This window comes from Streptomyces sp. SYP-A7185, assembly GCF_046103685.1.
In the GTDB taxonomy this organism is placed as follows: Bacteria; Actinomycetota; Actinomycetes; order Streptomycetales; family Streptomycetaceae; genus Streptomyces.
Genome location: NZ_CP122310.1, coordinates 3497445 through 3523421, shown reverse-complemented (window position 1 = coordinate 3523421; position 25977 = coordinate 3497445). Strand labels below are relative to the sequence as shown.

26 protein-coding genes are annotated in these 25977 nt (G+C 70.6%); 12 read left to right on the top strand and 14 right to left on the bottom strand.

Features of this window, described 5'->3' with window-relative positions:
• Positions 1-2: 2 nt before the first annotated feature.
• From QBL25_RS15515 to QBL25_RS15495, 5 genes are read right to left on the bottom strand one after another with little or no spacing between them, the layout of a single operon-like run.
• Complete coding sequence (locus QBL25_RS15515; RefSeq protein ID WP_409057628.1) at positions 3-938, bottom strand: dihydrodipicolinate synthase family protein; 936 nt, start codon at positions 936-938, stop codon at positions 3-5.
• Complete coding sequence (locus QBL25_RS15510; protein ID WP_409057627.1) at positions 935-1984, bottom strand: oligopeptide/dipeptide ABC transporter ATP-binding protein; 1050 nt, start codon at positions 1982-1984, stop codon at positions 935-937. The genes QBL25_RS15515 and QBL25_RS15510 overlap by 4 nt, the downstream gene beginning before the upstream one ends.
• Positions 1981-3972 carry a dipeptide/oligopeptide/nickel ABC transporter permease/ATP-binding protein gene (locus tag QBL25_RS15505; RefSeq protein ID WP_409057626.1) on the bottom strand — a complete coding sequence of 664 codons (1992 nt, stop codon included), beginning with the start codon at positions 3970-3972 and terminating at the stop codon, positions 1981-1983. The genes QBL25_RS15510 and QBL25_RS15505 overlap by 4 nt, the downstream gene beginning before the upstream one ends.
• On the bottom strand, positions 3972-4928 hold the full coding sequence (locus QBL25_RS15500) for an ABC transporter permease (protein ID WP_409057625.1): 957 nt from the start codon (positions 4926-4928) through the stop codon (positions 3972-3974). Before QBL25_RS15500 ends, QBL25_RS15505 begins: the two co-directional genes overlap by 1 nt.
• 55 nt (positions 4929-4983) lie before the next feature.
• Positions 4984-6633, bottom strand: coding sequence for an ABC transporter substrate-binding protein (locus QBL25_RS15495; protein WP_409057624.1), 1650 nt, complete (start codon positions 6631-6633; stop codon positions 4984-4986).
• Between the two features lie 160 nt (positions 6634-6793).
• On the opposite strand from QBL25_RS15495, the gene QBL25_RS15490 reads away from it, so the two are divergent.
• From QBL25_RS15490 to QBL25_RS15470, 5 genes are all read left to right on the top strand, one after another.
• Complete coding sequence (locus QBL25_RS15490; protein WP_409062664.1) at positions 6794-7522, top strand: FadR/GntR family transcriptional regulator; 729 nt, start codon at positions 6794-6796, stop codon at positions 7520-7522.
• A complete protein-coding gene (locus tag QBL25_RS15485) occupies positions 7519-9411 on the top strand; it encodes a beta-galactosidase (protein WP_409057623.1) in 1893 nt (630 codons plus the stop codon). The genes QBL25_RS15490 and QBL25_RS15485 overlap by 4 nt, the downstream gene beginning before the upstream one ends.
• A gap of 53 nt (positions 9412-9464) precedes the next feature.
• Complete coding sequence (locus QBL25_RS15480; RefSeq protein WP_409057622.1) at positions 9465-9950, top strand: GNAT family N-acetyltransferase; 486 nt, start codon at positions 9465-9467, stop codon at positions 9948-9950.
• A 192-nt stretch (positions 9951-10142) separates the two neighbouring features.
• Entirely contained in the window at positions 10143-11786 is a 1644-nt protein-coding gene (locus QBL25_RS15475; RefSeq protein ID WP_409062663.1) for a PP2C family protein-serine/threonine phosphatase, read from the top strand.
• Positions 11776-12855: a B12-binding domain-containing protein gene (locus QBL25_RS15470; RefSeq protein WP_409057621.1), complete on the top strand. Its 1080-nt coding sequence runs from the start codon at positions 11776-11778 to the stop codon at positions 12853-12855. The genes QBL25_RS15475 and QBL25_RS15470 overlap by 11 nt, the downstream gene beginning before the upstream one ends.
• On the opposite strand, the gene QBL25_RS15465 is transcribed toward QBL25_RS15470, so the two are convergent.
• Both QBL25_RS15465 and QBL25_RS15460 read right to left on the bottom strand, forming a co-directional pair.
• A complete protein-coding gene (locus tag QBL25_RS15465) occupies positions 12845-13129 on the bottom strand; it encodes a DUF397 domain-containing protein (protein ID WP_409057620.1) in 285 nt (94 codons plus the stop codon). The genes QBL25_RS15470 and QBL25_RS15465 overlap by 11 nt on opposite strands.
• Positions 13111-13944, bottom strand: a complete 834-nt coding sequence (locus QBL25_RS15460; protein WP_409057619.1) for a helix-turn-helix domain-containing protein — start codon at positions 13942-13944, stop codon at positions 13111-13113. Before QBL25_RS15460 ends, QBL25_RS15465 begins: the two co-directional genes overlap by 19 nt.
• A 237-nt stretch (positions 13945-14181) precedes the next feature.
• Between QBL25_RS15460 and QBL25_RS15455 the strand changes: the two genes are divergently transcribed.
• Both QBL25_RS15455 and QBL25_RS15450 read left to right on the top strand, forming a co-directional pair.
• Positions 14182-14436 (top strand): hypothetical protein, encoded by a 255-nt coding sequence (locus tag QBL25_RS15455; RefSeq protein ID WP_409057618.1) that lies wholly within the window; start codon positions 14182-14184, stop codon positions 14434-14436.
• 35 nt (positions 14437-14471) lie between these two features.
• The gene (locus QBL25_RS15450) at positions 14472-15095 is read left to right on the top strand and encodes a DUF1266 domain-containing protein (protein ID WP_409057617.1); all 624 of its coding nucleotides are present in this window, start codon (positions 14472-14474) and stop codon (positions 15093-15095) included.
• 3 nt (positions 15096-15098) lie between these two features.
• Here QBL25_RS15450 and QBL25_RS15445 read toward each other — a convergent pair whose 3' ends face one another.
• On the bottom strand, positions 15099-15776 hold the full coding sequence (locus QBL25_RS15445; protein WP_409057616.1) for an AIM24 family protein: 678 nt from the start codon (positions 15774-15776) through the stop codon (positions 15099-15101).
• Positions 15777-15873: 97 nt separating this feature from the next.
• Here QBL25_RS15445 and recO point away from each other — a divergent pair, with 97 nt between their 5' ends.
• On the top strand, positions 15874-16626 hold the full coding sequence (gene recO / locus QBL25_RS15440) for a DNA repair protein RecO (RefSeq protein ID WP_409057615.1): 753 nt from the start codon (positions 15874-15876) through the stop codon (positions 16624-16626).
• Between the two features lie 49 nt (positions 16627-16675).
• On the top strand, positions 16676-17497 hold the full coding sequence (locus tag QBL25_RS15435; RefSeq protein ID WP_365817162.1) for an isoprenyl transferase: 822 nt from the start codon (positions 16676-16678) through the stop codon (positions 17495-17497).
• Positions 17498-17568: 71 nt separating this feature from the next.
• On the opposite strand, the gene QBL25_RS15430 is transcribed toward QBL25_RS15435, so the two are convergent.
• The 4 genes from QBL25_RS15430 to QBL25_RS15415 are packed head-to-tail and all read right to left on the bottom strand — an operon-like array spanning position 17569 to position 20825.
• Positions 17569-18039 (bottom strand): Fur family transcriptional regulator, encoded by a 471-nt coding sequence (locus QBL25_RS15430; RefSeq protein WP_409057614.1) that lies wholly within the window; start codon positions 18037-18039, stop codon positions 17569-17571.
• A gap of 37 nt (positions 18040-18076) precedes the next feature.
• Positions 18077-18970: a metal ABC transporter permease gene (locus QBL25_RS15425; protein WP_409057613.1), complete on the bottom strand. Its 894-nt coding sequence runs from the start codon at positions 18968-18970 to the stop codon at positions 18077-18079.
• Between the two features lie 2 nt (positions 18971-18972).
• The gene (locus QBL25_RS15420) at positions 18973-19806 is read right to left on the bottom strand and encodes a metal ABC transporter ATP-binding protein (RefSeq protein WP_409057612.1); all 834 of its coding nucleotides are present in this window, start codon (positions 19804-19806) and stop codon (positions 18973-18975) included.
• Positions 19807-19838: 32 nt separating this feature from the next.
• On the bottom strand, positions 19839-20825 hold the full coding sequence (locus QBL25_RS15415; RefSeq protein ID WP_409057611.1) for a metal ABC transporter substrate-binding protein: 987 nt from the start codon (positions 20823-20825) through the stop codon (positions 19839-19841).
• A gap of 167 nt (positions 20826-20992) precedes the next feature.
• Here QBL25_RS15415 and QBL25_RS15410 point away from each other — a divergent pair, with 167 nt between their 5' ends.
• Positions 20993-22372: a glycine--tRNA ligase gene (locus QBL25_RS15410; RefSeq protein ID WP_409057610.1), complete on the top strand. Its 1380-nt coding sequence runs from the start codon at positions 20993-20995 to the stop codon at positions 22370-22372.
• Positions 22373-22469: 97 nt separating this feature from the next.
• Complete coding sequence (locus QBL25_RS15405; RefSeq protein WP_409057609.1) at positions 22470-22676, top strand: hypothetical protein; 207 nt, start codon at positions 22470-22472, stop codon at positions 22674-22676.
• Between the two features lie 9 nt (positions 22677-22685).
• Here QBL25_RS15405 and QBL25_RS15400 read toward each other — a convergent pair whose 3' ends face one another.
• Together QBL25_RS15400 and QBL25_RS15395 are read right to left on the bottom strand one after the other, a co-directional pair.
• Positions 22686-23114 (bottom strand): protein phosphatase, encoded by a 429-nt coding sequence (locus QBL25_RS15400; RefSeq protein ID WP_409057608.1) that lies wholly within the window; start codon positions 23112-23114, stop codon positions 22686-22688.
• A gap of 27 nt (positions 23115-23141) precedes the next feature.
• Complete coding sequence (locus QBL25_RS15395) at positions 23142-24617, bottom strand: MFS transporter (protein WP_409062662.1); 1476 nt, start codon at positions 24615-24617, stop codon at positions 23142-23144.
• Positions 24618-24843: 226 nt separating this feature from the next.
• On the opposite strand from QBL25_RS15395, the gene dusB reads away from it, so the two are divergent.
• Positions 24844-25974 carry a tRNA dihydrouridine synthase DusB gene (gene dusB, locus QBL25_RS15390; RefSeq protein ID WP_409057607.1) on the top strand — a complete coding sequence of 377 codons (1131 nt, stop codon included), beginning with the start codon at positions 24844-24846 and terminating at the stop codon, positions 25972-25974.
• Positions 25975-25977: the final 3 nt, after the last annotated feature.

Below are 25977 nucleotides of genomic sequence, written 5' to 3'. Positions count from 1 at the left end.
GGCTACAACAACCCCGCCCCCGCCAGGAACTTCCCCACCCGTTCGACCTCCCCGGCGGACAGCGGGATCTGCGGCTCCGCCGTGGCGGGGCAGGTGATCACGCCCCGGAGGTGCAGGGCCGCCTTGAACGCGCCCAGTGCCGACGAGCTGGCGCCCATCCGGCCCGCGTCGCCGACCCGCACCATCCCGAACAGGCCGCACAGCCGCTCCTGTTCCGCCCGCGCCCGCACCCAGTCCCCCTCCCGGCAGTGGCGGTACAGGCGCGCGTACCCCTCGGGGTCCACGTTCCCCAGGCCCGGCACCACGCCGTCCGCGCCCATCGCAAGCGCCGCGTCCACCGTCGTCTCCGAACCCGTCAGGACGCTGAACCCCGAGACGTCCGCCCGGCCCCTGGCCCCCAGGACCACCTCCCGGAAGTTCCCCTCCTCGCCGCTGGAGTCCTTCAGACCGGCCAGCACCCCCTCCGCCGCCAGTTCCAGGACCAGCTCCGCGTCCAGCTTGGAGTGGACGCCCACCGGGAGGTCGTACGCGAAGACCGGGACCGGTGAGCCCGCCGCCACCAGGCGGAAGTGGCGGGCCACCTCCGCCCGATGCGTGCGGGTGTAGAAGGGGGCCGTCACCACCACTCCGTCCGCCCCGGCCGCCGTCACCGAGCGGACGTGGTCCAGGACCCGGGGCGTCGCCATGTCGATCGCGCCCGCGAGGACCGGGAGTTGGCCGCCCACATGGCCCGCCACCGTGTCGACCACCAGCTTGCGCTGGCGGTCCGTCAGGTACGCCGCCTCCGACGACGAGCCCAGGACGAACAAGCCGTCCACCCCGCCCGCCACCAGGTGGTCGACCAGCCGCACCAGCGAGCGCGTGTCCACCTCGCGGTCCGGTGTCAGCGGGGTGCAGACCGGCGGTACCACCCCTGTCAGCGGCCTGGGTGTCGTCATGGGTTCTCCCTGGGGCTCGCGTCCGTGGCGGCGGACTGGATCACTAGCTCGTGCGTGGACTGGCCGTCCCGCACGGGGTGGTGGCAGCGGTAGCGGTGCCCGGACCCCGCCTCCGACGCGAAGTCCGGCATGGTCGCCGCGCACGTCTCGTCCGCCTTCCAGCACCGCGTGCGGAACGGGCATCCGCTCGGCGGGCGCGTGGCCGACGGCACCGGTCCCGCCAGCGGGATCGGGTCGATGGGGTCGAGGAGTCCGGGCGTCGCGGAGAACAGCGCCCGGGTGTACGGGTGGCGTGCCCGGTGCAGGATCTCCTGTGCCGGTGACTCCTCCACGATCCTGCCCAGATACATGGTGATGACCCGGTCACTCATCCGCCGCACCGTCTGGATGTCGTGCGACACGAAGACCAGGGCCAGACCCAGGCGCTCCTTCAGGTCCAGGAGGAGGTTGAGGATCTGCGCGCGCACGGAGACGTCCAGGGCGCTCGTCGGCTCGTCCGCCACCACCAGCTCCGGTTCGAGCGCCAGGGCGCGCGCGATCGCCACGCGCTGGCGCTGCCCGCCCGACAGCTGGCCGGGCAGACCGTCCGCGAGGACCTTGGGGAGGCCCACCAGGGACATCAGCTCCCGCACCCGGGCGTCCCGCTGGGCGGCGCTTCCCCGCTTGTGCACGTCCAGGGGGTCACGCAGGATCTGGCGTACGGTCAGCCGCCGGTTCAGTGCCGTCGACGGGTCCTGGAAGATCATGCCGGTGTTCCCGCCGACCGCGGCCCGCCGTTCGGCCGGCCGCATCGTCCACAGGTCGCGTCCCCGGAAGGACACGGTGCCCGCCGTCGGGCGCTGCACCCCCACGAGCACCTTCGCCAGCGTCGACTTGCCGCAGCCCGACTCGCCCACGACGCCCACCGTCTCGCCGGGCGCGATGGCCAGGTCGACGCCGGTCAGGGCGTACACACGGTCACGCGAGAAGAGTCCGCCCGAGCGCGCCCGGTGCACGACGTGCGCGTCGGAGAGGGTGATCAGGTCTTCCGGCTGCCGAGCGGTCACTTGAGGGCCTCGCTTCCCCTGGGCTCCGGCACGCGCGGCGGGCGCTGCGCCGGGTGGTGGCAGGCGACGGAGTGCCGTACCCCGCCGACGAGTTCGGGCGCCGTCGTGCGGCACACCTCGCTCGCGAGGGGGCACCGGTCCGCGAACCGGCAGCCCGCGGGGAAGTCGGCAGGCGAGGGCACGACTCCCTTGATCTGGGTCAGGCGTTCCGCCGCCGATTCGAGCGAGAGCACCGAGCCGAGCAGGCCGCGCGTGTAGTGGTGCGAGGGCGCCTCGACGAGGTCCGCCGTCACGCCCGTCTCGACGATCTGGCCGCCGTACATCACGACCACCCGGTCGGTGACGTCCGCGACCAGGGCCAGGTCGTGCGAGACGAGGATCAGCGCGAAGCCCAATTCCTCGCGCAGGCGCAGGAGGAGCTGGATGATCTGGGCCTGGACGGTGACGTCCAGGGCGGTCGTCGGCTCGTCGGCGACGATCAGTTTCGGGTCGCGGGAGAGCGCCATCGCGATCAGGACGCGCTGGCGCTGGCCGCCGGAGAGCTCGTGCGGATAGCTGCGCAGGGTGCGCTCCGGGTCCAGGCCGACCAGGTCGAGGAGCTCGGCCGCCGTGCGGCGGCCTCCTCGGCGTACGACCTGTTTGAGCTGGGCCCGGACCGTCATCGCGGGGTTCAGGGACGACAGCGCGTCCTGGTAGATCATCGCCATGTCGTGGCCGAGCAGCCGCCTGCGGGCACGCATCGGCATGCCGATCAGCTCCTCGCCCCGGAACGTCACCCGGCCGCCGACGCGGGCGCCCTTCGGCTCCAGGCCCATCACCGTCAGCGCGGTCAGCGACTTGCCGCAGCCCGACTCGCCGACCAGGCCGAGGACTTCGCCCGGCCGGACGTGGAAGCTGATGCCGTCGACGATGTCCACCCCGCCGTGGCGGGCGTCGAAGCCGATCGTGAGGCCGGAGACGGTCAGCACCGCAGAGCCCTCCGGCAAGGGCCGTGCGCGGGCGCGCAGCCGCCGGGCCGCCTCCGTCAGGCCCGGCAGGTCCAGGACCTTGCCGCTGCCCGGCTCGGGGGCCTCCAGGCGGTCCTCCTTGCGGGCCTCCCCGGGCACGTCCCGGGTCACGGGCGCCGCCCACGCGTCCGAGACGCCCTCGGAGAGGATGTTCAGGGCCAGGACCGTGATCAGCATCAGGAGGCCGGGGAAGACCGTCGCCCACCAGCCGCCGAGCAGCACCATGTTCTTGCCGTCGGCGATGACGCTGCCCCAGGACGGGTCGGGGGGCCGCACGCCCGCGCCGATGAACGACAGCGAGGCCTCGAAGACGATGGCCTCGGCGACCTGGACCGTGCAGAAGACCAGGATGGGCGCGGCGCAGTTGATCGCCACGTGCTTGATCAGGATGTGCGGGGTGCGGGCGCCGACGACGCGTTCGGCGACGACGTAGTCCTCGCCGTACTGGTCCATGACGTTCGCGCGCACGACCCGGGCGATCGGCGGGGTGAACAGGAACGCGATGGCGCAGATCAGGACGAGGATGCCGCCGCCGAAGACCGCCACGAGCACGGCGGCGAGCGCGATCCCGGGGAACGCCATGACGATGTCCAGACCCCGCATCAGCGTCTCGTCGACCGCCTTGCGCGAGGTCGCCGCGACCGCCCCGAGCAGGGCGCCGACGAGCAGGGCGAGCAGCGTCGCCCCGAGCCCGATCGCCAGGGACCAGCGCGCCCCGTACATGAGCCTGCTGAGGATGTCCCGGCCGAGGCTGTCCTGGCCCATCCAGTGGTCCGCCGACGGGTGTCCGGTGCCGTCGACCTGGGGCTGCTGGTCGAGCGGGTCGTGCGGGGCGAGCAGCGGCGCGAAGAGCGCCACGAGGACGACGACCCCGATCACGCCCACCGCGACGCGCGAGAGCAGCGGGAGGCGGCGCGGGGAGCGCAGCCGGATGCCGGGGCGCGAGAGCCGTTCGGCCAGAGCCTTGCGCGAGGTGATCATCAGGCCCCCCTGAGGCGCGGATTGACCAGCAGGTGGAGGATGTCGAGGACCAGGTTCACGATCACGAAGCCGACGGCCGTCGTGATGACCACGCCCTGCACGACGGCCGGGTCGCCGTTCTTCACGGCGTCGATCATCAGCTTCCCCATGCCGGGCAGCGAGAAGATCGTCTCGATGACGACCGCGCCGCCGAGCAGATAGCCGACGCGCAGGCCGAGCACGGTCAGCGGGTTGATGAGGGCGTTGCGCAGGACGTTGCGGCCGACCACCACCACCGGGGGCAGCCCGCTGCCGATGGCCGTGCGCACGTAGTCCTTGTCGAGTTCCTCGACCACGGCCGTGCGGATGATGCGGGTGAGCCCGGCGGCCACCGGCAGGGAGAGCGCGAGCGCGGGGAGCGTCATCGTCTTCAGCCAGCCGGTGAAGGAGTCACCGGGGTTGACGTATCCGCCGGTCGGGAACCAGCCCGCCTCCACGGCGAAGTACTGGATCATGAGCAGCGCGAGCCAGAAGCCGGGCGCCGCGACGCCGGTCAGGGACAGGACGCGGATGAGCTGGTCGGGCAGCCGGTCGCGGTAGATGGCGGCGGTCACCCCGAGCAGCAGCGAGACGGTCACCGCGATGCCCAGGCCGAGGAAGGTCAGCTGCACGGTGAGCGGGAGCGCGGTGGTGACCTGCTCCACGACCGGCGAGCGGGTGAGCACGCTGATGCCCATGTCGCCCTGGACGAGATCGCCGACGAACGCGGCATAGCGCACCGGCAGCGGATCGAGCAGGCCGTTCTCCTCGCGGAACTCGTGCAGTTGCGCCGGGGTCGGATTGGCCCCCTGGAAGAACGCCGACGCCGGGTCGATGTCCGAGAACCGCATCACGAGGAACACGAACAGGACGATGCCGAGCAGCAGCGGGACGAGCAGGAGGAGGCGGCGGGCCAGGATTCTGACGATCGCGGTCACGTGCGGACGACTCCCAACGGTGGTGCTGGAAGGGCTGGTGGTGTGGCGGGGGGCGCTACTGGGCCCACTTGGCCCGGAGGAGGTTGATGCCCGGGTAGGGCTGGGCCTTGATGCCGGTGAGCTTCTTCGGGTCCCAGGCGGTCATCAGTTCGTTGTGGACGACCGGGTAGATCACGGCCTGCTCGGCGACGGTGTCGATGTAGTCCTGGACCATGGCCTTCTTCTTGGCCGCGTCCGGCTCGCGCGTCGCCTGGTCCATGTCCTTGAAGAGCTTCTTGGCGACGGCGTCGTCGGCCCAGCGGGCGTAGCCCATCCAGAGGTTCTCCGGGCCGTAGTTGTAGTGCATGATCAGGTCGGCCTCGATGCCGAACTGGTTGGGGTTCGAAGCGGCCGCGACGATCTGGTAGTCCTTCTTCTGGTCCATCTTGGTGAAGACGGCCGTGGTCTCCTGCGGGTCCAGGGTCGTCTTGACGCCGATCGCGTCCCACGAGGCCTTGATGGTCGGCAGACAGTCGACGATCCAGCTCACGTTGACCGCCATGAGGTTGACCGACAGGTCCTTGACCCCCGCCTCCTTCAGGAGCTTCTTCGCCTTCGCCGGGTCGTACGCGTAGACCGACTTGGCCGGGCGGTAGGTGGGGTTGGACTCGTTCAGGAACGACGTCGACGCCTTGCCGTGGCCCTTGAGCGCGACCTCGATCATCTTCTCGGTGTCGATGGCGTAGTGCAGCGCCTGGCGCACGCGGACGTCGTCGAACGGCTTGTGCGCGGTGTTGAACATCAGGAACAGGTTGTTCATGCCCGCCCCGCCCTCGACGGTGAGGCCGTCCTTCTTGAGCTGCTCGATGTTGGCGTACGGGATGTTGTCCGAGATCTCCGCGTCCGCGCTGCCGCCGGAGATCTTCGCGACGCGGGGAGCCGCGTCCACGATGGTCAGCCAGTTCATCTTCTTGAAGGCGGCCTTGCGGGGGCCGTTGTAGTCCTCGAACGCCTCGAAGGTCGTGTTGGACTTCGGGTGGTGCGAGGCCTGCTTGTACGGTCCCGAGCCCACCGCCTTGCCCTTGGTCGCCTCGTCCCAGGCCCCGGGCTCGGAGAAGACGTGCTTCGGCATGATCTTGGCGAGGGAGAGGCGGGCCAGGCCGTCGGGGAACGGGAACTTCAGGACGAGCTCGACGGAGGTCGCGTCGACCTTCTTGACCTCCTTCAGCCAGCTCTCGAAGAAGCCCTTGGCCAGCGTCTGCGTCTTCGGGTCCAGGATGCGGTCGAAGACGAACACCACGTCGTCGGCGGTCACGGGCTTTCCGTCGTGCCACTTGGCGCCGGGCCGCAGCGTGAACTTCCAGGTGGTCGCCTTGTCGTCCGTGGGGACCTGTGTGGCCAGCGCGGCGTACGGCTCGCGGGTGATGGGGTCGGTGTTGAGCAGGCCCTCGTAGATGTGTTCGTTGCCGGCCATCGCGAAGGCGGACGCGGTCTGCGTCGGGTCCCAACTGCCGTCGTTCCCGTAGCCGATGACGGCGGTGAGGGTGGAGTCGCCGCCCTCGCCGTCGCCTCCGCCCGCCTCGTTCGTGGACTCGGGCCCCGAGGAGCAGGCGGAGAGCGAGGTGGTGAGGGCGGCGGCCGCGCCCAGCGCACCGGTGTACTTGAGGAAGGACCGACGGTCCGGTGCGCGTCCGGTGGAGCCGAGGCTGATCTTGTGGTCGCTCACTGTGTCTCCCTTGAGAGATCCCACGTCCTACGTCGTGGTGGCGTGGCGACCATAGGAGCGCCGCGAAGGCCGGTCAAGAGATCGCGCACGGATCCGAACAGGGCCTCCTGGCAACGATGTTGGACCGGAGGTGGGACGTGGGATGTCATCCGTGCCTACGATGTGCCGCATGCCTCAGGAGCCAGTCCGCGCACGGCGTGTGGGCAGCCAAGTCCAGCGCGCAGTCATGCAGTTGATCTTCGACAGAGGGCTTCGGCCGGGCGCGCCGCTGCCCACCGAGGCCGAGCTGACGGAGGAGCTGGGGGTCGGCAGGAACTCGGTGCGCGAGGCGCTCAAGGCGCTCCAGGCCCTGGACATCGTGGAGATCAGACACGGCTACGGCACCTATGTCGGGCAGGCGTCGCTGACGCCGCTGGCCGACGGGCTCACGTTCCGTACGTTGGTGCAGCTCGCGGACGACACCCATGCGCTGGCGGAGATCCTCCAGGTGCGGGAGGTCCTTGAGGAGGGGCTGGTGCGCCGGGTCGCGGTGCTGCTCACGGAGGAGGAGCTGTGCCGCCTCGAGGCGCTGGTGAGCAGGATGGAGGACTCGGCGGGCACGGGCGCCGCCTTCCCCGAGCTGGACCGCGCGTTCCACGAGACGCTCTACCGCTCGCTGGGCAACGAACTGGTGCCGCAGCTGCTCGGCGCGTTCTGGAACGTCTTCCACCGGGTGGCGGGCGTACGGGGCTGGACCGTTGACCCGGCGCCGGACGTGACCGTGCGCAGGCACCGGGACATCGTGACGGCGCTGCGCGCGCGGGACGTGGAGCGGGCCCAGCGGGCGATGGCGGACCACTTCCGGGGGATCGAGGCGCGGTCGGGGCAGGGATCGAGGGGGGTCGGATGAGACTGGGTCACTTCTATGACCGGGTCACGTCCCTGGGCTACGGGGGTGACTACAACCCCGAGCAGTGGGGCGCCGACGTCCATGCCGAGGACACCGGCCTGATGCGCGAGGCGGGCGTGAACCTCGTGACGCTCGGGATCTTCTCCTGGGCCAGGACGGAGCCCGCCCCGGGCACGTACGACTTCACGTGGCTGGACGGTCACATGGACCGCCTGGCCGAGGCGGGGGTCGCGGTCAGCCTCGCCACCATGACGGCCTCCCCGCCGCCCTGGCTGACGCGGCTGCATCCGGAGATCCTGCCGGTCCTCGAGGACGGCACGCGTCTGTATCCCGGCTCGCGCCAGCACTGGTGCCCGTCCAGCCCGGTCTACCGCCGCCACGCCGTGCGCCTCACCGAACGCCTGGCCACGCGCTACGGCACGCACCCCGCCCTCGCCCTGTGGCACATCGGCAACGAATACGGCTGCCACATCTCGCGTCACTGCCACTGCGAGGTGTCGGCGGCGGCTTTTCGCGCGTGGCTGCGCACGCGGTACGGCACGGTGGAAGCGCTTGACGAAGCGTGGTCGACGGACTTCTGGTCGCAGCGCTACGGCACCTTCGAGGAGGTCCACACCCCGCGCACGGCGCCCTCGTTCCGCAACCCGGCCCAGCAGCTGGACTACTGGCGCTTCTCGTCGGACGAGCTCCTCGCGTGCTGCCTGGCCGAGAAGGAGGTCCTGACCCGCGTCACACCGGACGTGCCCGTGACGACGAACTTCGTCCCGGTGGCGAAGACGCTCGACCTGTTCGCGTGGGCCCCGCACCTGGACGTCGTGGCCTACGACTCGTATCCCGACCCGCACGACCCGGACGCGCTCCAGCGGACGGCCTTCTCGTACGACGTCATGCGCGGCCTGAAAGGCGGGCGGCCGTGGCTGCTCCTCGAACAGGCGCCCGGCGCGGTCAACTGGCGGGAGCGCAACGGCAGGAAGCCGCCGGGCCGGATGCGTCTGGACAGCTGGCAGGCGGTGGCGCACGGCGCGGACTCGGTGCTGTTCTTCCAGTGGCGGCAGTCGCGCGGGGGAGCGGAGAAGTTCCACTCGGCGATGGTTCCGCACGGGGGCCGTGCGACGCGGATCTTCCGGGAGGTGGCGGAGCTGGGCGCGGAGCTGGCCGGCCACCCCGAGCTGCTGGGCGCCGCCCCCGAGCGGGCGGACGCGGCGCTGCTCCTGGACTGGCCCAGCTGGTGGGCCCTGGAACTGGACGCGCACCCCAGCGCGGACCTGCGGCTCCTGGACGCGGCCCTGGCCCACCACAAGCCGCTGTACGACGCGTCGGTGGCGTGTGACGTGGTGCCGGTGGACGCGGAGTTGACCGGGTATCGCTTGCTTCTGGTCCCCAACCTTTACTCGGTCACGAATGAGACCGCGCAGCGTCTCGGCGCGTACGTCAGGCAGGGCGGCACCCTGGTCATGTCGTACTTCTCCGGGATCACGGACGAACACGACCGCGTCCACCTCGGCGGCTATCCGGCCCCCTTCCGCGAGCTGCTCGGCCTGCGGGTGGAGGAGTTCGACCCCCGCCCCGACGGCACCTGGGCGGAGGAGGTCCACCTGGAGGGCGCGGAGCCGGTGACCTCCTTCCCCGGCGGCGGCCCCGCCGTCACCCGCCACCCCTACGGCGAGGGCACCGCCTGGTACCTGGCCACGCGCCCGCCCCCCGAGGAGATGCGCGACCTCGTGGACCGCGTACGGGCCGAATGCGGGGTCTCCCCGACCCTGCCGGACCTCCCGGAGGGCGTACAGGCCCGGACCCGCGTCACCGCCTCCGGCACCCGCGTCCACGTCGTCCTCGACCCCCAGAACCTGAGCGTGACCCTCCGCAAAACCCCACCCCGACCCCCCTGACCCACCCCGAAAACCCGGGGCACCCGACGGCCCCCCACGGCTAGGTTGCCCCCATGCCCGAACTCCAGCGTCTGCGCGCCGACCACGCACCCGCCCTGCTCGCCTTCGAGCGCGAGAACAGGGAGTACTTCGCGCGGCACGTCCCCGACCGCGGCGACGCCTACTTCGCCGAGTTCGACGCACGGCACGCGGCCCTGCTCGCCGAACAGGCCGACGGCACATGCCACTTCCACGTGCTGGTCGACGGGGACGGCGCCGTGCTCGGGCGGGTCAACCTCGTGGACGTGGCGGACGGCGAGGCCGAAATCGGCTACCGCGTCGCCGAACACGCGACGGGCCGGGGTCTCGCCACCGACGCCGTGCGGCGGCTCTGTGTGCTGGCGGGTGCCGAGTACGGGGTGGTCGTGCTGCGGGCCGCTGCGGGGGTGGGCAACGCCGGTTCGCGGGCGGTGCTGGAGCGCGCCGGGTTCACTTCGGTGAGCGAAGGGCGAACGGAAGTGCGTTATCTGCGGCGCTGTGAGGGGCGGATTATTCAGTAGTCGGGGGGAGTACGCCCGGCTTACCGCGAACCGCAGCCGATAGACATATGCCGTCGGTAACTTGGGGATCACCTGCCTTCGACCGGATGGGTGGTGGGGGTCCCCGCCGTGGGTTCCAAACCGATGGGCTCCTTCCCGGAGCAGAAGAGCCCTGATACCGCAGAACCTGCCGCCCGCCGTGACCCGTATCCGATGGTGACCGTGGACACGGCAGGCACCGTGCTGTCGCACAACGAGCAGGCCGGTGTCCTGCTGGCCCGGGTCGGCGTAGGGGTGCCACTGGCCGACGTCGCTCCCGCCTGGCTGGTCGAGGCCCATCTGCGGCGGGTCAACGGCGCGGGCAAGGGGCAGTCGGCGGCCTGGGCGGGCGGCCGGCTCGGCGGGCGCGGCGTGAAGGCCCTCGCGGGACCGGACGCCGACGGCGCCGTGACCTGGTGGCTGGTCGGCGACGGCGCTCCGGCGAGCGCCACGCGGGAACTGGCACGCGAGCGGGCCCGGGCCGGTCTGCTCCAGGAACTCTCCTCCGAACTGCTCGCCTCGCTCAACGTCGAGCGCTGCATGGAGGTGACCGTGCAACGCGCGGCGCAGCACCTCGCGGACGCGGCCGTCATCGTCGGGGCGGGCGACGGAGACACCTTCCCCGTGACGAGCTGCACCGACGGCGGCCCGGTGGTGCAGGAGCGCATCCCCCTGGACCCGGACCAACTGCCGGGCCTGGCCGAGGCGTTGCAGGGCCTGCCCGCCGTGTCCTCCCGCTGGATCGACCCCCACCAGGTACCGGAGTGGGCCGTGCCCGACGGTTTCGCGGACGACGCCGCCCCCATCGGCTCGGTGATCGTGGTGCCGCTGCCGGGGCACGGCGACCCGACCGGCTGCCTGATCCTGCTGCGGCACCGCAAGGAGGCGACGTTCAGCCCCGGCGAGGAGGCCTTCGCGCAGTTCTTCGCCGCACGCGCCGGCGCCGCCCTGTCCATCGCCCGCGGGTACGCGCGCCAGGCGTACGCCACCGACGTGCTGATGCGCGGTCTGCTGCCGCCCGCGCTCGGCGCCGTCCACGGCATCTGCTTCTCCGGCCGCTACCGCGCGGCGGCCGACGGCGAACGCGTCGGCGGCGACTTCTACGACGTGCACCCCGCCGCCACGCCGGACGCCGAGACGGTGGCGGTCCTCGGCGACGTGTGCGGCAAAGGGCTGGAAGCCGCGGTCACGGCGGGCAGGATCCGCAACGCGCTCCAGGCACTGGTGCCGTTCGCCGGCGACCACACCCGTCTGCTGACCCTCCTCAACAGCGCCCTGCTCTCCACGGACCAGACGCCCTTCGTGACGCTGGTCCTGGCCGCCGCGGTCCGCCAGGGCACCCGGGTACGGCTGCGGGTCTCCAGCGCGGGCCACCCCGCCCCGCTCGTCGTGCGCACCACCGGCCAGGTCGAGGAGACCGGCACCCGGGGCTCGCTCATCGGCGCCTTCGCCGACCTGGACTTCACGACCGCCGAGGTGACCCTGCAACCGGGCGAGACCTGCCTGCTCTACTCCGACGGCATCACCGAAGCGCGCGGCGGCCCGCTGGGGGACGTGATGTTCACCGAGGACAGGCTGCGTGCCGTCCTCTCCCAGTGCGCCGGGATGCCGCCCGAGGTCGTCACCGAACGCGTGCAGCTGGTCGTCGCCCAGTGGGTGGGCGAGGGCCGCCACGACGACATGGCCGTCCTCGCGATCGGCGCGCCCAGAGAAGACCACCCGACGAACGACCCGGACCAAGAACAGAAACAAGAACCAGAACAGAACCAAGAACCAGAACCAGAACCAGAACAAGAAGGTGAACCGCGTGAACGGTGACAAGGGCACTGACTCCCTGGCCGAGCCGCGTGAGGAACTGTGGCAGGCACTCGGCGACTGCGACGAGACCCGCGCCGTCGCCATCGTGCGGCGCGCGCTCGGCACGGCCGGGCCCTCCCGGGCGCGACAGACTCTCGCCGCGGGCGAGCGCGTCCTGCTCGACCTGATCGCCCCCTCCCAGGAGCGGGTGGGTCTGGCCTGGGCGGCCAACGAGATCACGGTGGCGCAGGAACACGCCGCCACCGCCATCAACGAGCGGTGCATCGCGGCGGTCGCCGACGCCACCGCCCCCGCGCTTGCCGGACCCTTCGTCGGAAGGGTCCTGGTGGCGTGCGTCGACGGCGAGTGGCACGCCCTGCCCGCCCGCCTGGTCAGCGAGGTGCTGCGGCTGCGGGGCTGGCGCGTCGACTACCTCGGGGCGCAGGTCCCCACCGAGCATCTCGTCGAACACGTACGCCGCACCCGTGCGCAGGCGGTGCTGCTCTCCTCCTCCATCCCCACCCTCCTGCCCGGCGCCCACAACGCGATCACCTCGTGCCAGGGCGTCGGCGTCCCGGTCCTCGCCGGGGGAGCCGCGTTCGGTCCAGGAGGCCGCTACGCGCGGCAGATGCGGGCGGAGTGGGCCGAGGACGCGCCCGGCGCCGCGGCGCTCCTGGGCACGCGCCTGAGGGCGCCCACCGTGGCCGCGGCCCGCCTGCCCGGCGCGGACCTGCCGCACCTGGCGGACCAGGAGTACACCATGGTCCGCCAGACCAAGCTCCAGCTGGTCAGGCAGGCCCTCGCCGACGTCGAGGAGGGCTTCCCCGAGATGCGGCGGTACAACGAGTTCCAGCGGGAACGCACCGTCGAGGACATCGACTTCATCGTCAGCTACCTCGCCACGGCCGCCTACGTCGACGATCCCGGACTCTTCACCCGGTTCATCACGTGGACGGCGGACGTCCTCGCGGCGCGGGGCGTCCCGCCCCTGAGCATGCTTCCCGCGCTGGACTCACTGCTGACCCAGCTCAAGGATTTCCCCCGGGTGGTCGGCATCCTCACCGAGGCCCGAGGCCTGCTCAGGGCGTGAGGGTCCGTACGCCCGCGACGAACGCGGACCAGCTCTCGGCGTGCACCCACAGGACGGGGCCTCCGGGCACCTTGCTGTCCCGCACGGGAACGACCCCGGGGACCCCGTCGGCCACCTCGACGCAGCTGCCGCCCTCGCCGTTGCTGTGGGAGCTCTTGCGCCAGCGGGCCGCGCCGGTGAAGTCGTACGCGACCTCTATGCAGGCCTCTCCGCCGTCGCCGCCGCTGTGGCTGCTCTTGCGCCAGCGTGCGTTGCTCAAGTCGTACTCGCGCATCGTCTGAAAACCTCCGACGCCGAATCGATCAGATCCAGGGACGCCTCCGGCGACAACGCGACGGCCCTGAGCTGATCGTAAGACGACCTGGTCCGCTTCACCACAGCCGGATCGTCCAGCAAGTTCCCCGAAAACACCGCCTCTGTATAGACAGTTGGCGGCGCGTCCTCGAACTCCATGAGCCACATCATCTTGCCCATCGGCGAGTACGCACCGACCGCGAACGGGAGCACCTGGACCACCACCCTGCGCCCGCGCGCCATCGCGGCGATGTGATCGAGCTGCCGGGCCATCGTGGCGGGTCCGCCGACCGGCACGCGCAGCACGGTCTCGTGCAGGATCGCCCAGTACACCGGCCGTGTCGTGTCCTTGAGGAGCAGGGTGCGGTCCATGCGCGCCCGCACGAGTTCCTCGACGTATTCGTCGGTGGCGAGAGGGTTGCTGCCCAGGAAGACCGCCCGGGCGTACTCGGGGGTCTGAAGGAGTCCCGGAACCACCGCCGGCGCGAAGTCGCAGATCTCCGTCGCGAGCCGCTCCAGCTCGGCGGCATGCGCGAAGTACTCCGTAAACGGCTGGTCCGCGATCAGCTTTCGGCACATCCGCTCGAATAGCCCCTCCGTTTTCAGGACCTCGTCGATCCGCTGTGCCACATCCAACTGCGGTTTGCGAATGGCCTGTTCGAATAGGCCGATGTACGCCCCCGACACAAAGACCTGCGCCCCCAGTGCCGACTGGGTGAATCCGGCGACCTCACGTCGTCTCTTCAGCTCCGCCCCGAAGAACTCCCACGCCGCCTGCCGCGAACCATTGGCCATGGCCAACCACCTTTCACTGCCCCGCAGTTGTAGCGCACAGACTGTCGTCGAGTGTAGGCGGGAGCCGTCACCATCGAGACGCGAAGCGTGAAATCCGATGGGAAAGGGGAGCCCCCTCATGGCTGACGGCAAGGCGTACTCGGCGCTATGCGTCCAAGAAGCGGAGGACACCGTGAAAGAATTGCGCACCGCACTCGTGAGGGCCGGAATTATTGTTCCGTTCCTTGAATTGGGCGGATGTTCCGGCGCCCTGCCGCCCGGAGGAGCACGGTGAACCTCTACCTGCCGGTCGGCGCGTACGCCGTGGACACCCGCACCGGACAGGTGGGCCGGGTGATGGGCCACGAAGGGCCCTACGTCCAGCTCCGCCCCTTCGGCGGCGGGCGGGAGTGGGACTGCACCCCGGACGCGCTCAGGACCGCCACGACGTCCGAGCGGCTGCGCGCGGCGACGGCCTATGCGAACGCCCGGAGCCGGGGTGAAGTGCCATGACGTAGGCGAAGGGCCGTGACGTAAGGTGCGGGCGCATGGCCATATGGAAGTGGAGAAAGCCGAAGGTCGAGTCCGCGTACCCGACACCGCTCACCATGCACCAGCTGTGGATGGTGTCGCTCGGCGCACCGGTCAGCCGGGACAAGGACGCCTCCCGGACGACCCTGTATCCGTTCACCCGCGTCGACGACGACAAGGCCCGGAAGTGGCTGGCCGAGCAGTGGGAGATCACCGCGCCCGAGCAGCTGCTCGGGCGCCTGAGCGGGCTCGCGAGCACCGGGTACCGGGCCATGGCCCGGCGGACCACCGGGGTCGCGCCGCTCGCCTGGGACATCGCGCTGTACGTGGACATCTCCCGGCGGGGCTTCGCCTGCGGAATGCTGAGCGAGGCCGACACCTGGAACCGGCTCAAGAACGTCGTGCCGACGGTGGTGGGGACGTACGCCTCCTGGCAGGAGTACGCCGACCACTACCTCCTGGGCCGCCAGGTCTGGCGGGAGAGCCTGCGGGGGACCGGCGACCAGGACTTCCCCGCGCCCCAGGCCGTGTCCGATGCCCACCTGCGGGCGCTCCTGGACCCCTCGAACCGCACCAGCCCGTGGAACCTCGCCCCCTGGGAAGCGATCAGCCGCCCCGACCAGGCCCGCCCCGCCCGCTAGGCGCTAGTGCTGCTGCGGCTTGTGCGGGGACGCCTCGCTCGGCCGCACGATGACGTACCCCTCGCCGCGCAGCATCAGCTGCACCGCCTCGCCGGACCCGCCCCTGATCATGGAGCCGACGGACTGCGAGCGGTGCAGCGAGGTGTCCAGGTTCGCCGTCCAGCCGACCACCGCGTCCGTGTCGACGTAGACCGGCTGCTGCGGCGAGACCGGGATCACCAGCGGGTTGCCGTCGCAGACCAGGCCGAGCCGCCCGGAGCCCGTGAAGACGCTGTTGAAGAGGCCGCCACCGGTGATCCCCGCGCCCTTCACGGTCTTTATCTCGTACGAGAGCGTCGCGTCGAAGCACAGGACGTTGCGGCCGTTGACGGTGAGGACGTCGCCCGGCTCGACGTCCACGACGAAGCAGTTCTGCGCCTCGTGCGCGAACCACGCCTCGCCCTGCCCGCGCACCGCCATGAGAGGCAGCCCCTCACCGGTCATCGCCCGCTTGAGCATGCCGCCCACGCCCTGGCCCTTGCGCTCGAACCGCAGGTCGCCCCGGTAGGCGATCATCGCGCCCTGCCGCGCGTGCATCTCGCCGTCGACGGCGTACTTGATGGACTTGGCGTTCTGGAGGGTCATCCCGGGGGTGACGGCCTGCTGCGCCATGTGCTCCGTGGAGAACAGCTCACTCTTCATGCGGGCATTTTGGCAGCCGTGAGCGATATGGCCAGAGGGGCGGGCGGTCCGGAGCCCACCGGCCACGGCTGTCGGCCCCGTACGCGAGAATGGGGCCATGAGTCTGTTCCGTGATGACGGCATCGTGCTGCGCACCCAGAAGCTGGGTGAGGCGGACCGCATCATCACGCTGCTCACCCGCAGCCACGGCCGGGTCCGCGCCGTCGCCCGCGGCGTGCGGCGCACGAAGTCCAAGTTCGGCGCGCGGCTCGAGCCCTTCTCCCACGTCGACGTGCAGTTCTTCGCGCGCGGCAGCGAACTGATCGGCCGCGGACTCCCGCTGTGCACACAGAGTGAGACCATCGCTCCGTACGGTCGCGGGATCGTCACCGACTACGCCCGCTACACCGCGGGCACGGCCATGCTGGAGACCGCCGAGCGCTTCACGGACCACGAGGGCGAGCCCGCGGTGCAGCAGTATCTGCTGCTCGTGGGCGGGCTGCGGACCCTGGCCAACGGCGACCACGAGCCGCACCTCATCCTCGACGCGTTCCTGCTCCGCTCCCTCGCCGTGAACGGCTACGCACCCAGCTTCAGCTCCTGCGCGAAGTGCGGTTTGCCCGGTCCGAACCGGTTCTTCTCCGTGGCCGCGGGCGGCTCCGTCTGCGTCGACTGCCGGGTGCCCGGCAGCGTCGTACCCTCGTTGGAAGCCCTCGGCCTGCTCGGCGCGCTGCTCACCGGGGACTGGGAGACGGCGGACGCGTGCGAGGCGCGGCATGTCAGGGAGGGCAGCGGGCTCGTTTCCGCCTATCTGCACTGGCACTTGGAGCGCGGGCTGCGCTCGTTGCGGTACGTAGAGAAGACCACGTGAGCCCCGCGGGCCACGTGACAGAGATCAGCTAGGTAGGAGAGAGCCCCCCATGGCACGACGCGGAATCCTCGGACGGTCCCGCCGTGAGTACAAGGTCCCCGAGCCGCACCCCTCGGGCGCCACGCCGCCGAAGATCCCCGGCGAGCTGGTGCCGCAGCATGTGGCGATCGTCATGGACGGCAACGGCCGCTGGGCCAAGGAGCGGGGGCTGCCGCGCACGGAGGGGCACAAGGTCGGCGAGGGCGTCGTCCTGGACGTGCTCAAGGGCTGCCTGGAGATGGGCGTCAAGAACCTCTCGCTGTACGCCTTCTCGACCGAGAACTGGAAGCGCTCGCCCGACGAGGTCCGCTTCCTGATGAACTTCAACCGCGACGTCATCCGGCGCCGGCGCGACGAGATGAACGAGCTGGGCATCCGCATCCGCTGGGTGGGCCGCATGCCCAAGATGTGGAAGTCCGTCGTCCAGGAGCTCCAGATCGCCCAGGAGCAGACCGTCGACAACGACGCGATGACCCTGTACTTCTGCGTGAACTACGGCGGCCGTGCCGAGATCGCGGACGCCGCGCAGGCCATCGCGCGCGACGTCGCCGCGGGCAAGCTCGACCCGTCGAAGGTGAACGAGAAGACCTTCGCCAAGTACATGTACTACCCGGACATGCCGGACGTGGACGTGTTCCTGCGCCCCAGCGGCGAGCAGCGCACCTCCAACTACCTCATCTGGCAGTCCAGTTACGCCGAGATGGTCTTCCAGGACGTGCTCTGGCCGGACTTCGACCGGCGCGACCTGTGGCGCGCCTGCCTGGAGTACGCCGGGCGCGACCGCCGCTTCGGCGGGGCGATCCCGAACGAGGAAGAGATCGCCAACAGCTGACCCGCACGCGCAGGAGGGCCGCACCGATCCGATCGGTGCGGCCCTCCGCGCGTTCAGGTCACTTCTTCAGGTCACTTCTTCTGCGCGGCGGCTTCCGCGCACTCGGCACAGGTGCCGAAGATCTCCACGGTGTGCGCCACGTCGACGTACCCGTGGTCGGAGGCGATCGCCTCGGCCCACTTCTCGACCGCCGGGCCCTCGACCTCGACCGCCTTGCCGCACACCCGGCAGACCAGGTGATGGTGGTGGTCGCCGGTGGAGCACCTGCGGTAGACCGACTCGCCCTCGTCGGTGCGCAGCACGTCCACCTCGCCGGCGTCGGCGAGGGACTGGAGCGTGCGGTAGACCGTGGTCAGGCCCACCGAATCGCCCTTGTGCTTGAGCATGTCGTGCAGGTCCTGCGCACTGCGGAACTCGTCCACCTCGCCCAGGGCCGCCGCCACCGCGGCGCGCTGCCGGGTGGATCGGCCTCGTACCGGGGGTCCCGCAGCTGTTGTCACAGGTGCCTCCTCAACTGAAAACAAGCACGATCGCCCGCACATCTGTCATATCCCGTCGGGCCATTGTGCCAGCTCGCTCTCAGACGGTGACCTCGTCCGCCGGGCGCCGCGCCTCGGGGACGTCCGCCGTGCAGCTCGCGTCGGCGGCGGCCACGGCCCGTGCCCGACGCCTGGCCAGCGGGGTCGCGAGCACCGTCAGGACGACGAAGACGCCGATCGCCATCAGGACGATCGTCGCCCCGGGCGGCACGTCCTGGTAGTACGACGTGACCGTGCCGGACAGCGTCACGGCGGTGCCGATGACCACCGACAGGACGAACGTCACCTTGAACGAGCGGGTGATCTGCTGGGCCGCGGCGACCGGCACCACCATCAGCGCGCTCACCAGGAGCAGCCCGACCACGCGCATCGCGACGGTGACCGTCACGGCGGCCGTGATGGCGATCAGGAGGTTCAGCGCCCGCACGGGAAGCCCGGTGACCCGGGCGAACTCCTCGTCCTGGCTGACCGCGAACAGCTGCTTGCGCAGGCCGATCGTGACGAGCACCACAAAGGCGGCCAGCACGCAGATCGCCGTGACGTCGGAGTCCGAGACCGTCGAGAGCGAGCCGAAGAGGTACGAGGAGAGGTTCGCGTTCGAGCCGGTGTCCGAGAGGTTGATCAGCAGCACACCGCCCGCCATGCCGCCGTAGAACAGCATCGCGAGGGCGATGTCGCCGCGCGTCTTGCCGTACGCCCGGATCAGCTCCATCGTCACCGCGCCGACGACCGAGACCAGCGTGGCCATCCACACCGGGCTGGAATTGAGCAGGAAGCCGAGGCCGACGCCGGTCATGGCGATGTGGCCGATGCCGTCGCCCATCAGGGCCTGGCGGCGCTGGACGAGGTAGATGCCGATGGCGGGGGCCGTGATGCCGACGAGGACGGCGGCGATCAGCGCCCGCTGCATGAATGCGGTCTGGAAGATTTCCATGATCAGGTCAGCAGTCCCGTGCGGATCGGCTCGTCGGCCGCGTGCGGATGTGCGTGGTCGTGGACGGGGTAGGGGTCTCCCCTGCCCGAACGAAGTTGAGAGCTTGGGGAAGCGTGCTGGCCCGTGGCCTCGGGCGGCGGACCGTCGTGGGTCACGCAGCCGTCGCGCAGGACGACCGCGCGGTCGATCAGCGGCTCCAGGGCGCCGAGCTCGTGCAGCACCAGCAGGACCGTCGTACCGGCCGCCACCTGCTCGCGCAGGGTCTGCGCGAGGATCTCCTGGCTCGCCAGGTCGACGCCCGCCATCGGCTCGTCCATGATCAGCAGCTCGGGCTCGGAGGCGAGCGCGCGGGCGATGAGCACCCGCTGGTGCTGGCCGCCGGAGAGGGCGCTCACGGAGTCCTTGGCGCGGTCGGCGAGGCCGACGAGCGCGATGGCCCGGTCGACCGCCGCGCGGTCCGCCTTGGTCGTCCAGCCCAGCTTGGTGAGCTTCGTGCGCGAGAGGCGGCCCGACGAGACGACCTCGCGGATCGTCGCGGGGACGCCGCTCGCGGCCGTCGTGCGCTGCGGCACGTACCCGATGCGGGCCCACTGGCGGAAGCGCTTGAGGGGGGTGCCGAAGAGGCTGATGTCACCGCCGGTGAGCGGGACTTGGCCGATCGCGGAGCGCACGGCGGTCGACTTTCCCGAGCCGTTCGCGCCGAGCAGGGCGACGACCTCGCCGGGCCTGACGGTGAGGTCGATGCCGCGCAGCACGGGGCGCGCGCCGAGGGTGGCCGTGGCCGCCCTCATGGATATGACGGGCGGGGCGGACCCCGTGGCGTCCGTGGTTTCCATGGTGTGCGCCTCCGATGCTGCTGTCCGTGCGTTCATTTCGCGCCGAGGGCCTTCTTCAGTGCGGCGAGGTTGGACTCCATGACCCCGATGTAGTCATCGCCCTTGGACTTGTCCGTGATTCCCTCCAGGGGGTCCAGGACGTCCGTCTTGAGGCCCGCGTCGTCCGCGAGGGTCCCCGCGGTCTTGTCGCTGGCGAGCGTCTCGAAGAACACCGTGGAGACCTTGTCCTCCTTGGCGATGTCCTGGAGCTCCTTGATGCGGGCGGGGCTCGGGTCCGACTCGGGGTCGACGCCGGAGATGCCCTCCTGGTCCAGGCCGTAGCGCTCGGCGAGGTAGCCGAAGGCGGAGTGCGTGGTGATGAAGGTCTTGGACGTGGTGTCCTTCAGGCCGTCCGCGAACTTGGTGTTCAGCGCGTCCAGCTTCTTGACCAGGGCCTTCGTGTTCTTCTCGTACGAGGCGGCGTGGTCCGGGTCGGCCTTCTCCAGTGCCTTGCCGACGCCCTCGGCGACCTCGGCGTACTTCACCGGGTCGAGCCAGATGTGCGGGTCGGTGCCGGCCTCGCCTTCGCTTTCGTGGCCGTGCTCTTCCTCGTCGGCGTGCTCTTCGCCCGCGTGGCCGTGGTCGTGGCCGACCCCCGTGCCGTGCTTCTCCAGCTTGGTGAGCTTCGCGGCGTCCACGGTGTTCTGCACGCCGGACTGGCCGATGGCGTCGTCGACGGCGGGCTGGATGCCCTTGAGGTAGAGGATGACGTCCGATTCGCCGAGGAAAGCGGTCTGCTTCGGACTGAGCTCCAGGTCGTGCGGCTCGACACCCGGCTTGGTCAGGGTGTCCACGGAGACGTGGTCGCCGCCTATCTCCTGGGCCAGGAACTGCATGGGGTAGAACGACGCCGTCACGTTCAGCTTGCCGTCGCCGTCCTTGTCCGCGGCGCTGGAGGAAGAGCAGGCGGTCAGGGCGGTGAGACCCAGGACCGTGGCGGAGGCAAGGGCGGTGGCGGGTATCAGGCGACGTACGTTCATGACACTCATTTTCAACAAATCTGGAAACGATTGTCAACTAGCCGTCCGATCTGGGACGGATGTGCGGTCGCCCGGGCGATCGACCCGGAACCGATTTGATTAGGGGGGTAAGGCCGCCGGTAACCTGAAGCCTTCGCTTCGCCCACCGTCGTAATGAAGAGAGCACCGTGGCCGCCGACAAGATCGACAGCATCGTCAGCCTGAGCAAGCGCCGTGGCTTTGTTTACCCGTGCAGTGAGATCTACGGCGGCCAGCGTGCCGCCTGGGATTACGGGCCGCTCGGCGTCGAGCTCAAGGAGAACCTCAAGCGCCAGTGGTGGCGCTACATGGTCACTTCGCGTGAGGACGTCGTCGGCATCGACTCGTCGGTGATCCTGGCCACGGAGGTCTGGCAGGCCTCGGGTCACGTCGCGACGTTCTCCGACCCGTTGACCGAGTGCCTCTCCTGTCACAAGCGCCACCGCGCCGACCACCTGGAAGAGGCGTACGAGGCCAAGCACGGCCGTCCGCCCGAGAGCCTGGCCGACGTCAACTGCCCCAACTGCGGCACCAAGGGCCAGTTCACCGAGCCCAAGCAGTTCTCCGGCATGCTCTCCACGCACCTCGGCCCCACGCAGGACAGCGGCTCCGTCGCCTACCTGCGCCCCGAGACCGCGCAGGGCATCTTCACCAACTTCGGCCAGGTCCAGCAGACTTCGCGCAAGAAGCCGCCGTTCGGCATCGCGCAGATGGGCAAGTCCTTCCGCAACGAGATCACGCCCGGCAACTTCATCTTCCGGACCCGCGAGTTCGAGCAGATGGAGATGGAGTTCTTCGTCAAGCCGGGCGAGGACGAGAAGTGGCAGGAGTACTGGATGGAGCAGCGCTGGAACTGGTACACCGGCCTGGGCCTGCGCGAGGAGAACATGCGCTGGTTCGAGCACCCGAAGGAGAAGCTCTCCCACTACTCGAAGCGCACCGCCGACATCGAGTACCGCTTCCGCTTCGGCGGCAGCGAGTGGGGCGAGCTGGAGGGCGTCGCCAACCGCACGGACTACGACCTGTCCGCGCACTCCAAGGCGTCGGGCCAGGACCTGTCCTACTTCGACCAGGAGGCCGGCGAGCGCTGGACTCCGTACGTCATCGAGCCCGCGGCCGGTGTCGGCCGCACGATGCTCGCCTTCCTCCTCGACTCCTACATCGAGGACGAGGCCCCGAACGCCAAGGGCAAGCTGGAGAAGCGGACGGTCATGCGCTTCGACCACCGCATCGCCCCGGTGAAGGTCGCGGTCCTGCCCCTGTCGCGGAACCCCGAGCTGTCCCCGAAGGCCAAGGGCCTGGCCACGGCCCTGCGGCAGAACTGGAACATCGAGTTCGACGACGCGGGCGCCATCGGCCGCCGCTACCGCCGCCAGGACGAGATCGGCACGCCGTACTGCGTGACGGTCGACTTCGACACCCTGGACGACAACGCGGTCACCGTGCGCGAGCGTGACTCGATGAAGCAGGAGCGCGTCTCCCTCGACCAGATCGAGGGCTACCTCGCCTCGCGCCTGGTGGGCTGCTGACGCACGCCCCCCGCTCAGGCGATGCGCTGAGTGAAGCTTCAAAGAAGCCCCCGGTTCCGCGTACGGAACCGGGGGTTTCTGCTGCACACTGTTCGCCATGCCTTCGATGACCACGAGCAAGGTCAGCAGATGGGACCAGCACGGGCGCGAGCATGTGGTGCACGTGCAAAAGGCGGGCGTCCAGCGCCAGTTGAGCTGCGACACGTGCGGCTGGGGGAAACGGGCGCAGTTCCTGCCCTGGCTGAAGGCGGAGGAACACCTCGCGGAGGAGCACCAGGCGACGGTGGATCCCACGAAGTCCTGAGGGGGCGCGTCAGGTGAAGCGGCGCACGAACCCGCGCTGCCACGGGGTCTCCACCGCGCGCGGCGCGTAGTGCTCGCGTACGTACGCCACCGCCTCGGCGCCCGGCACCCCGTCCAGGACCGCCAGGCACGCCAGTGCCGTTCCCGTGCGGCCCTGGCCGCCGGCGCAGGCGATCTCGACGCGTTCGGCCGCCGCGCGGTCCAGGGCCTCGCGCAGGGCGGCGGCCGTCGCCGTGCGGTCGGCGGGCAGGCGGAAGTCGGGCCAGCGCAGCCAGCGGGACTCCCAGGCCACGGCGGGCGGTTCCTTGCCCAGGAGGTACAGCGCGAAGTCGGGCGCCGGCCCTTCGGGCAGGGGGTGGCGCAGCCCCCGGCCGCGCACGAGCCGGCCCGAGGGGAGACGCAGGACGCCTGATGCGGTGGGTTCCCAAGTCGCGGTCACGGCGCGAGCGTAGTGCGCGGGCCCGCCTCATGTCCGGGGCGAGCGGCGATCCGATGGGGTCGTGCCCGCGAGCCGCCCCTGAGGCATGGCCTCCAGCCGCTCGGCCGTCCGGCGGGCCGTCTCCCTGGCCCAGTGGCCGCTGGTCAGCGCCCCGAGGAGCAGGACCGCGAGGCCGCAGCCCGCGATGATCCACCAGGCGGGACGGCTCGCCTCCGTGAAGGAGTCGGCGTACGACGACGAGCCCACCCCCGAGGCGAGCACCGCGCCGATGACCGCGACGCCCAGCGTCTGGCCGATCTGGCGGCTGGTGGAGGCGACGGCGGCGGCCACGCCCGCCTGGGAGCGGGGCATCCCGGAGACGGCGGTGTTCGTGATCGGGGCGTTCACGAAGCCGAAGCCCAGGCCGAAGAGCACGTACCCGAGGAAGAGCGTGGCGTTCGTGGTCTCCGCGTCGAAGGCGGCGAACAGGACCCCCGAAGCCGTCATCGCCACCCCCGCGACCAGCAGCGGCAGCCGCGGCCCCCGGCTGCCGACCAAGCGCCCGGACAGCGGGGCGCAGACCAGGGTCATGACGGCCATCGGCAGCATCCACACGCCCGCGTGCAGGGCGTTCAGGCCCCGCACATTCTGGAGGTAGAGGGTGGAGAGGAACAGGAATCCGCCGAGGGCCGCGAAGGCGCAGACCGCGATCACGGTGGCCCCGCTGAACGGCGCCGAGCGGAAGAAGCGCAGGTCGATCAGGGGGTCGACGCGGCGCGGCTCGTAGGCGAGAAGGCCCAGCAGGGCCAGGAGCGCGGTGGCCGCGAACGCGATGATCAGCGGTGAGGTCCAACCCGCCGTGGGCGCCTCGATGATCGCGTACGTCAGGGCGCCGAGCAGCGCGATGACCAGCAGCTGGCCCACGGGGTCGGGCCGGCGCGGCCTGGGGGCGCGGGACTCGGGGACGTACCGGATGGTGAGGAGCAGCGCCGCGAGGCCGACCGGCAGGTTGATCCAGAAGATCGATCGCCAGCCGACGGAGTCCACCAGGAGGCCGCCCACGATCGGGCCCGCCGCCATGGAGATGCCGACGACGCCGCCCCAGACGCCGATGGCGCGGGCCCGCTCGCGCGGCTCGGTGAAGGTGTTGGTGATGATCGACATCGCGACCGGGTTGAGCATGGAGCCGCCGACCGCCTGGGCCATGCGGAAGGCCACGAGGGATTCGAGATTGGGCGCGAGGGAGCAGGCGACGGAGGCGAGCGTGAAGATCACGAGCCCCACCTTGAAGATCTTCTGCCGCCCGACCCGGTCCGCCGTCGACCCCGCGAGCATGAGGAGCGCGGCGAGGACCAGGGTGTAGGCGTCGATCGTCCACTGCATGCCCGAGATGCTGGTGTCGAACTCCCGCGCCATCGTCGGCAGGGCGACGTTCAGGACGGTGTTGTCGAGGCTGACGATGAGCAGGCTCATGCAGCAGATCGCGAGGACGAGCATGCGTCGGCGGTGCGTGAGCTCTTGCATGGGCATGAGTTCGACGGTATCCCGCCGCCCTGTGCGCCGCGCCCGCTGCCCACGGTCCGCAGCGGTGAGGCGGGCCGTGGACCGGTCCGAACGGTTCGACAACCCGGTTGTAGGGCTGCTCCCCTTAGCCCGGTGACCCGGGGGTGTGCGGGCAGTCTTGCTGATGGGGGACAATGAGAGGTCTGCCCCTGCTTCAGCACAGCTCGTCCCGGAGGAATCCCCCGCCATGGAGCCCCAGCTTCAGATCGGCCCGCACGCCGTGCGGCCGCCCGTCGTGCTCGCCCCCATGGCGGGCATCACGAACGCGCCGTTCCGGACGTTGTGCCGGGAGTTCAGCGGGGGCAAGGGCCTCTTCGTCAGCGAGATGATCACGACTCGGGCGCTGGTCGAGCGCAACGAGAAGACCATGCAGCTGATCCACTTCGACGCGACCGAGAAGCCCCGCTCCATCCAGCTGTACGGCGTGGACCCCGCCACCGTCGGCAAGGCGGTCCGCATGATCGCCGAAGAGGACCTCGCCGACCACATCGACCTGAACTTCGGCTGCCCCGTCCCCAAGGTCACCCGCAAGGGCGGCGGCTCCGCGCTCCCGTACAAGAGGCCCCTGCTGCGCGCGATCCTCCGGGAGGCCGTCGCGGGCGCCGGGGACCTGCCCGTCACCATGAAGATGCGCAAGGGCATCAACGACGAGCACATCACCTTCCTGGACGCGGGCCGCATCGCCGTCGAGGAGGGCGTCACGGCGATCGCCCTGCACGGCAGGACGGCCGCCCAGCACTACGGCGGCACCGCCGACTGGGACGCCATCGCCCGCCTCAAGGAGCACGTCCCCGAGATCCCCGTCCTCGGCAACGGCGACATCTGGTCCGCCGACGACGCGGTGCGGATGATGAAGGAGACCGGCTGCGACGGAGTCGTCGTGGGCCGCGGCTGCCTCGGCCGGCCCTGGCTCTTCGCCGACCTGGTGGCCGCCTTCGAGGGCACGGGCGCGCCCAAGGCCCCGGACCTGCGCGAAGTCTCGAAGGTCATGCTGCGCCACGCGACCCTGCTCGGCGAGTGGATCGGCGACGAGGCGCGCGGCGTCATCGACTTCCGCAAGCACGTCGCCTGGTACCTCAAGGGCTTCGCGGTCGGCTCGGAGATGCGCAAGCGCCTCGCGATCACCTCGTCCCTGGCCGAGCTGGAGGACGGGCTCGGCGAGCTGGACCTCGACCAGGCGTGGCCCACGGGCGCGGACGGCCCGCGCGGCCGCACGTCCGGCAACAACCGCGTCGTCCTGCCGGACGGCTGGCTGAAGGACCCGTACGACTGCGCGGGCATCAGCGAGGACGCCGAGCTGGACACGTCCGGCGGCTGAGCC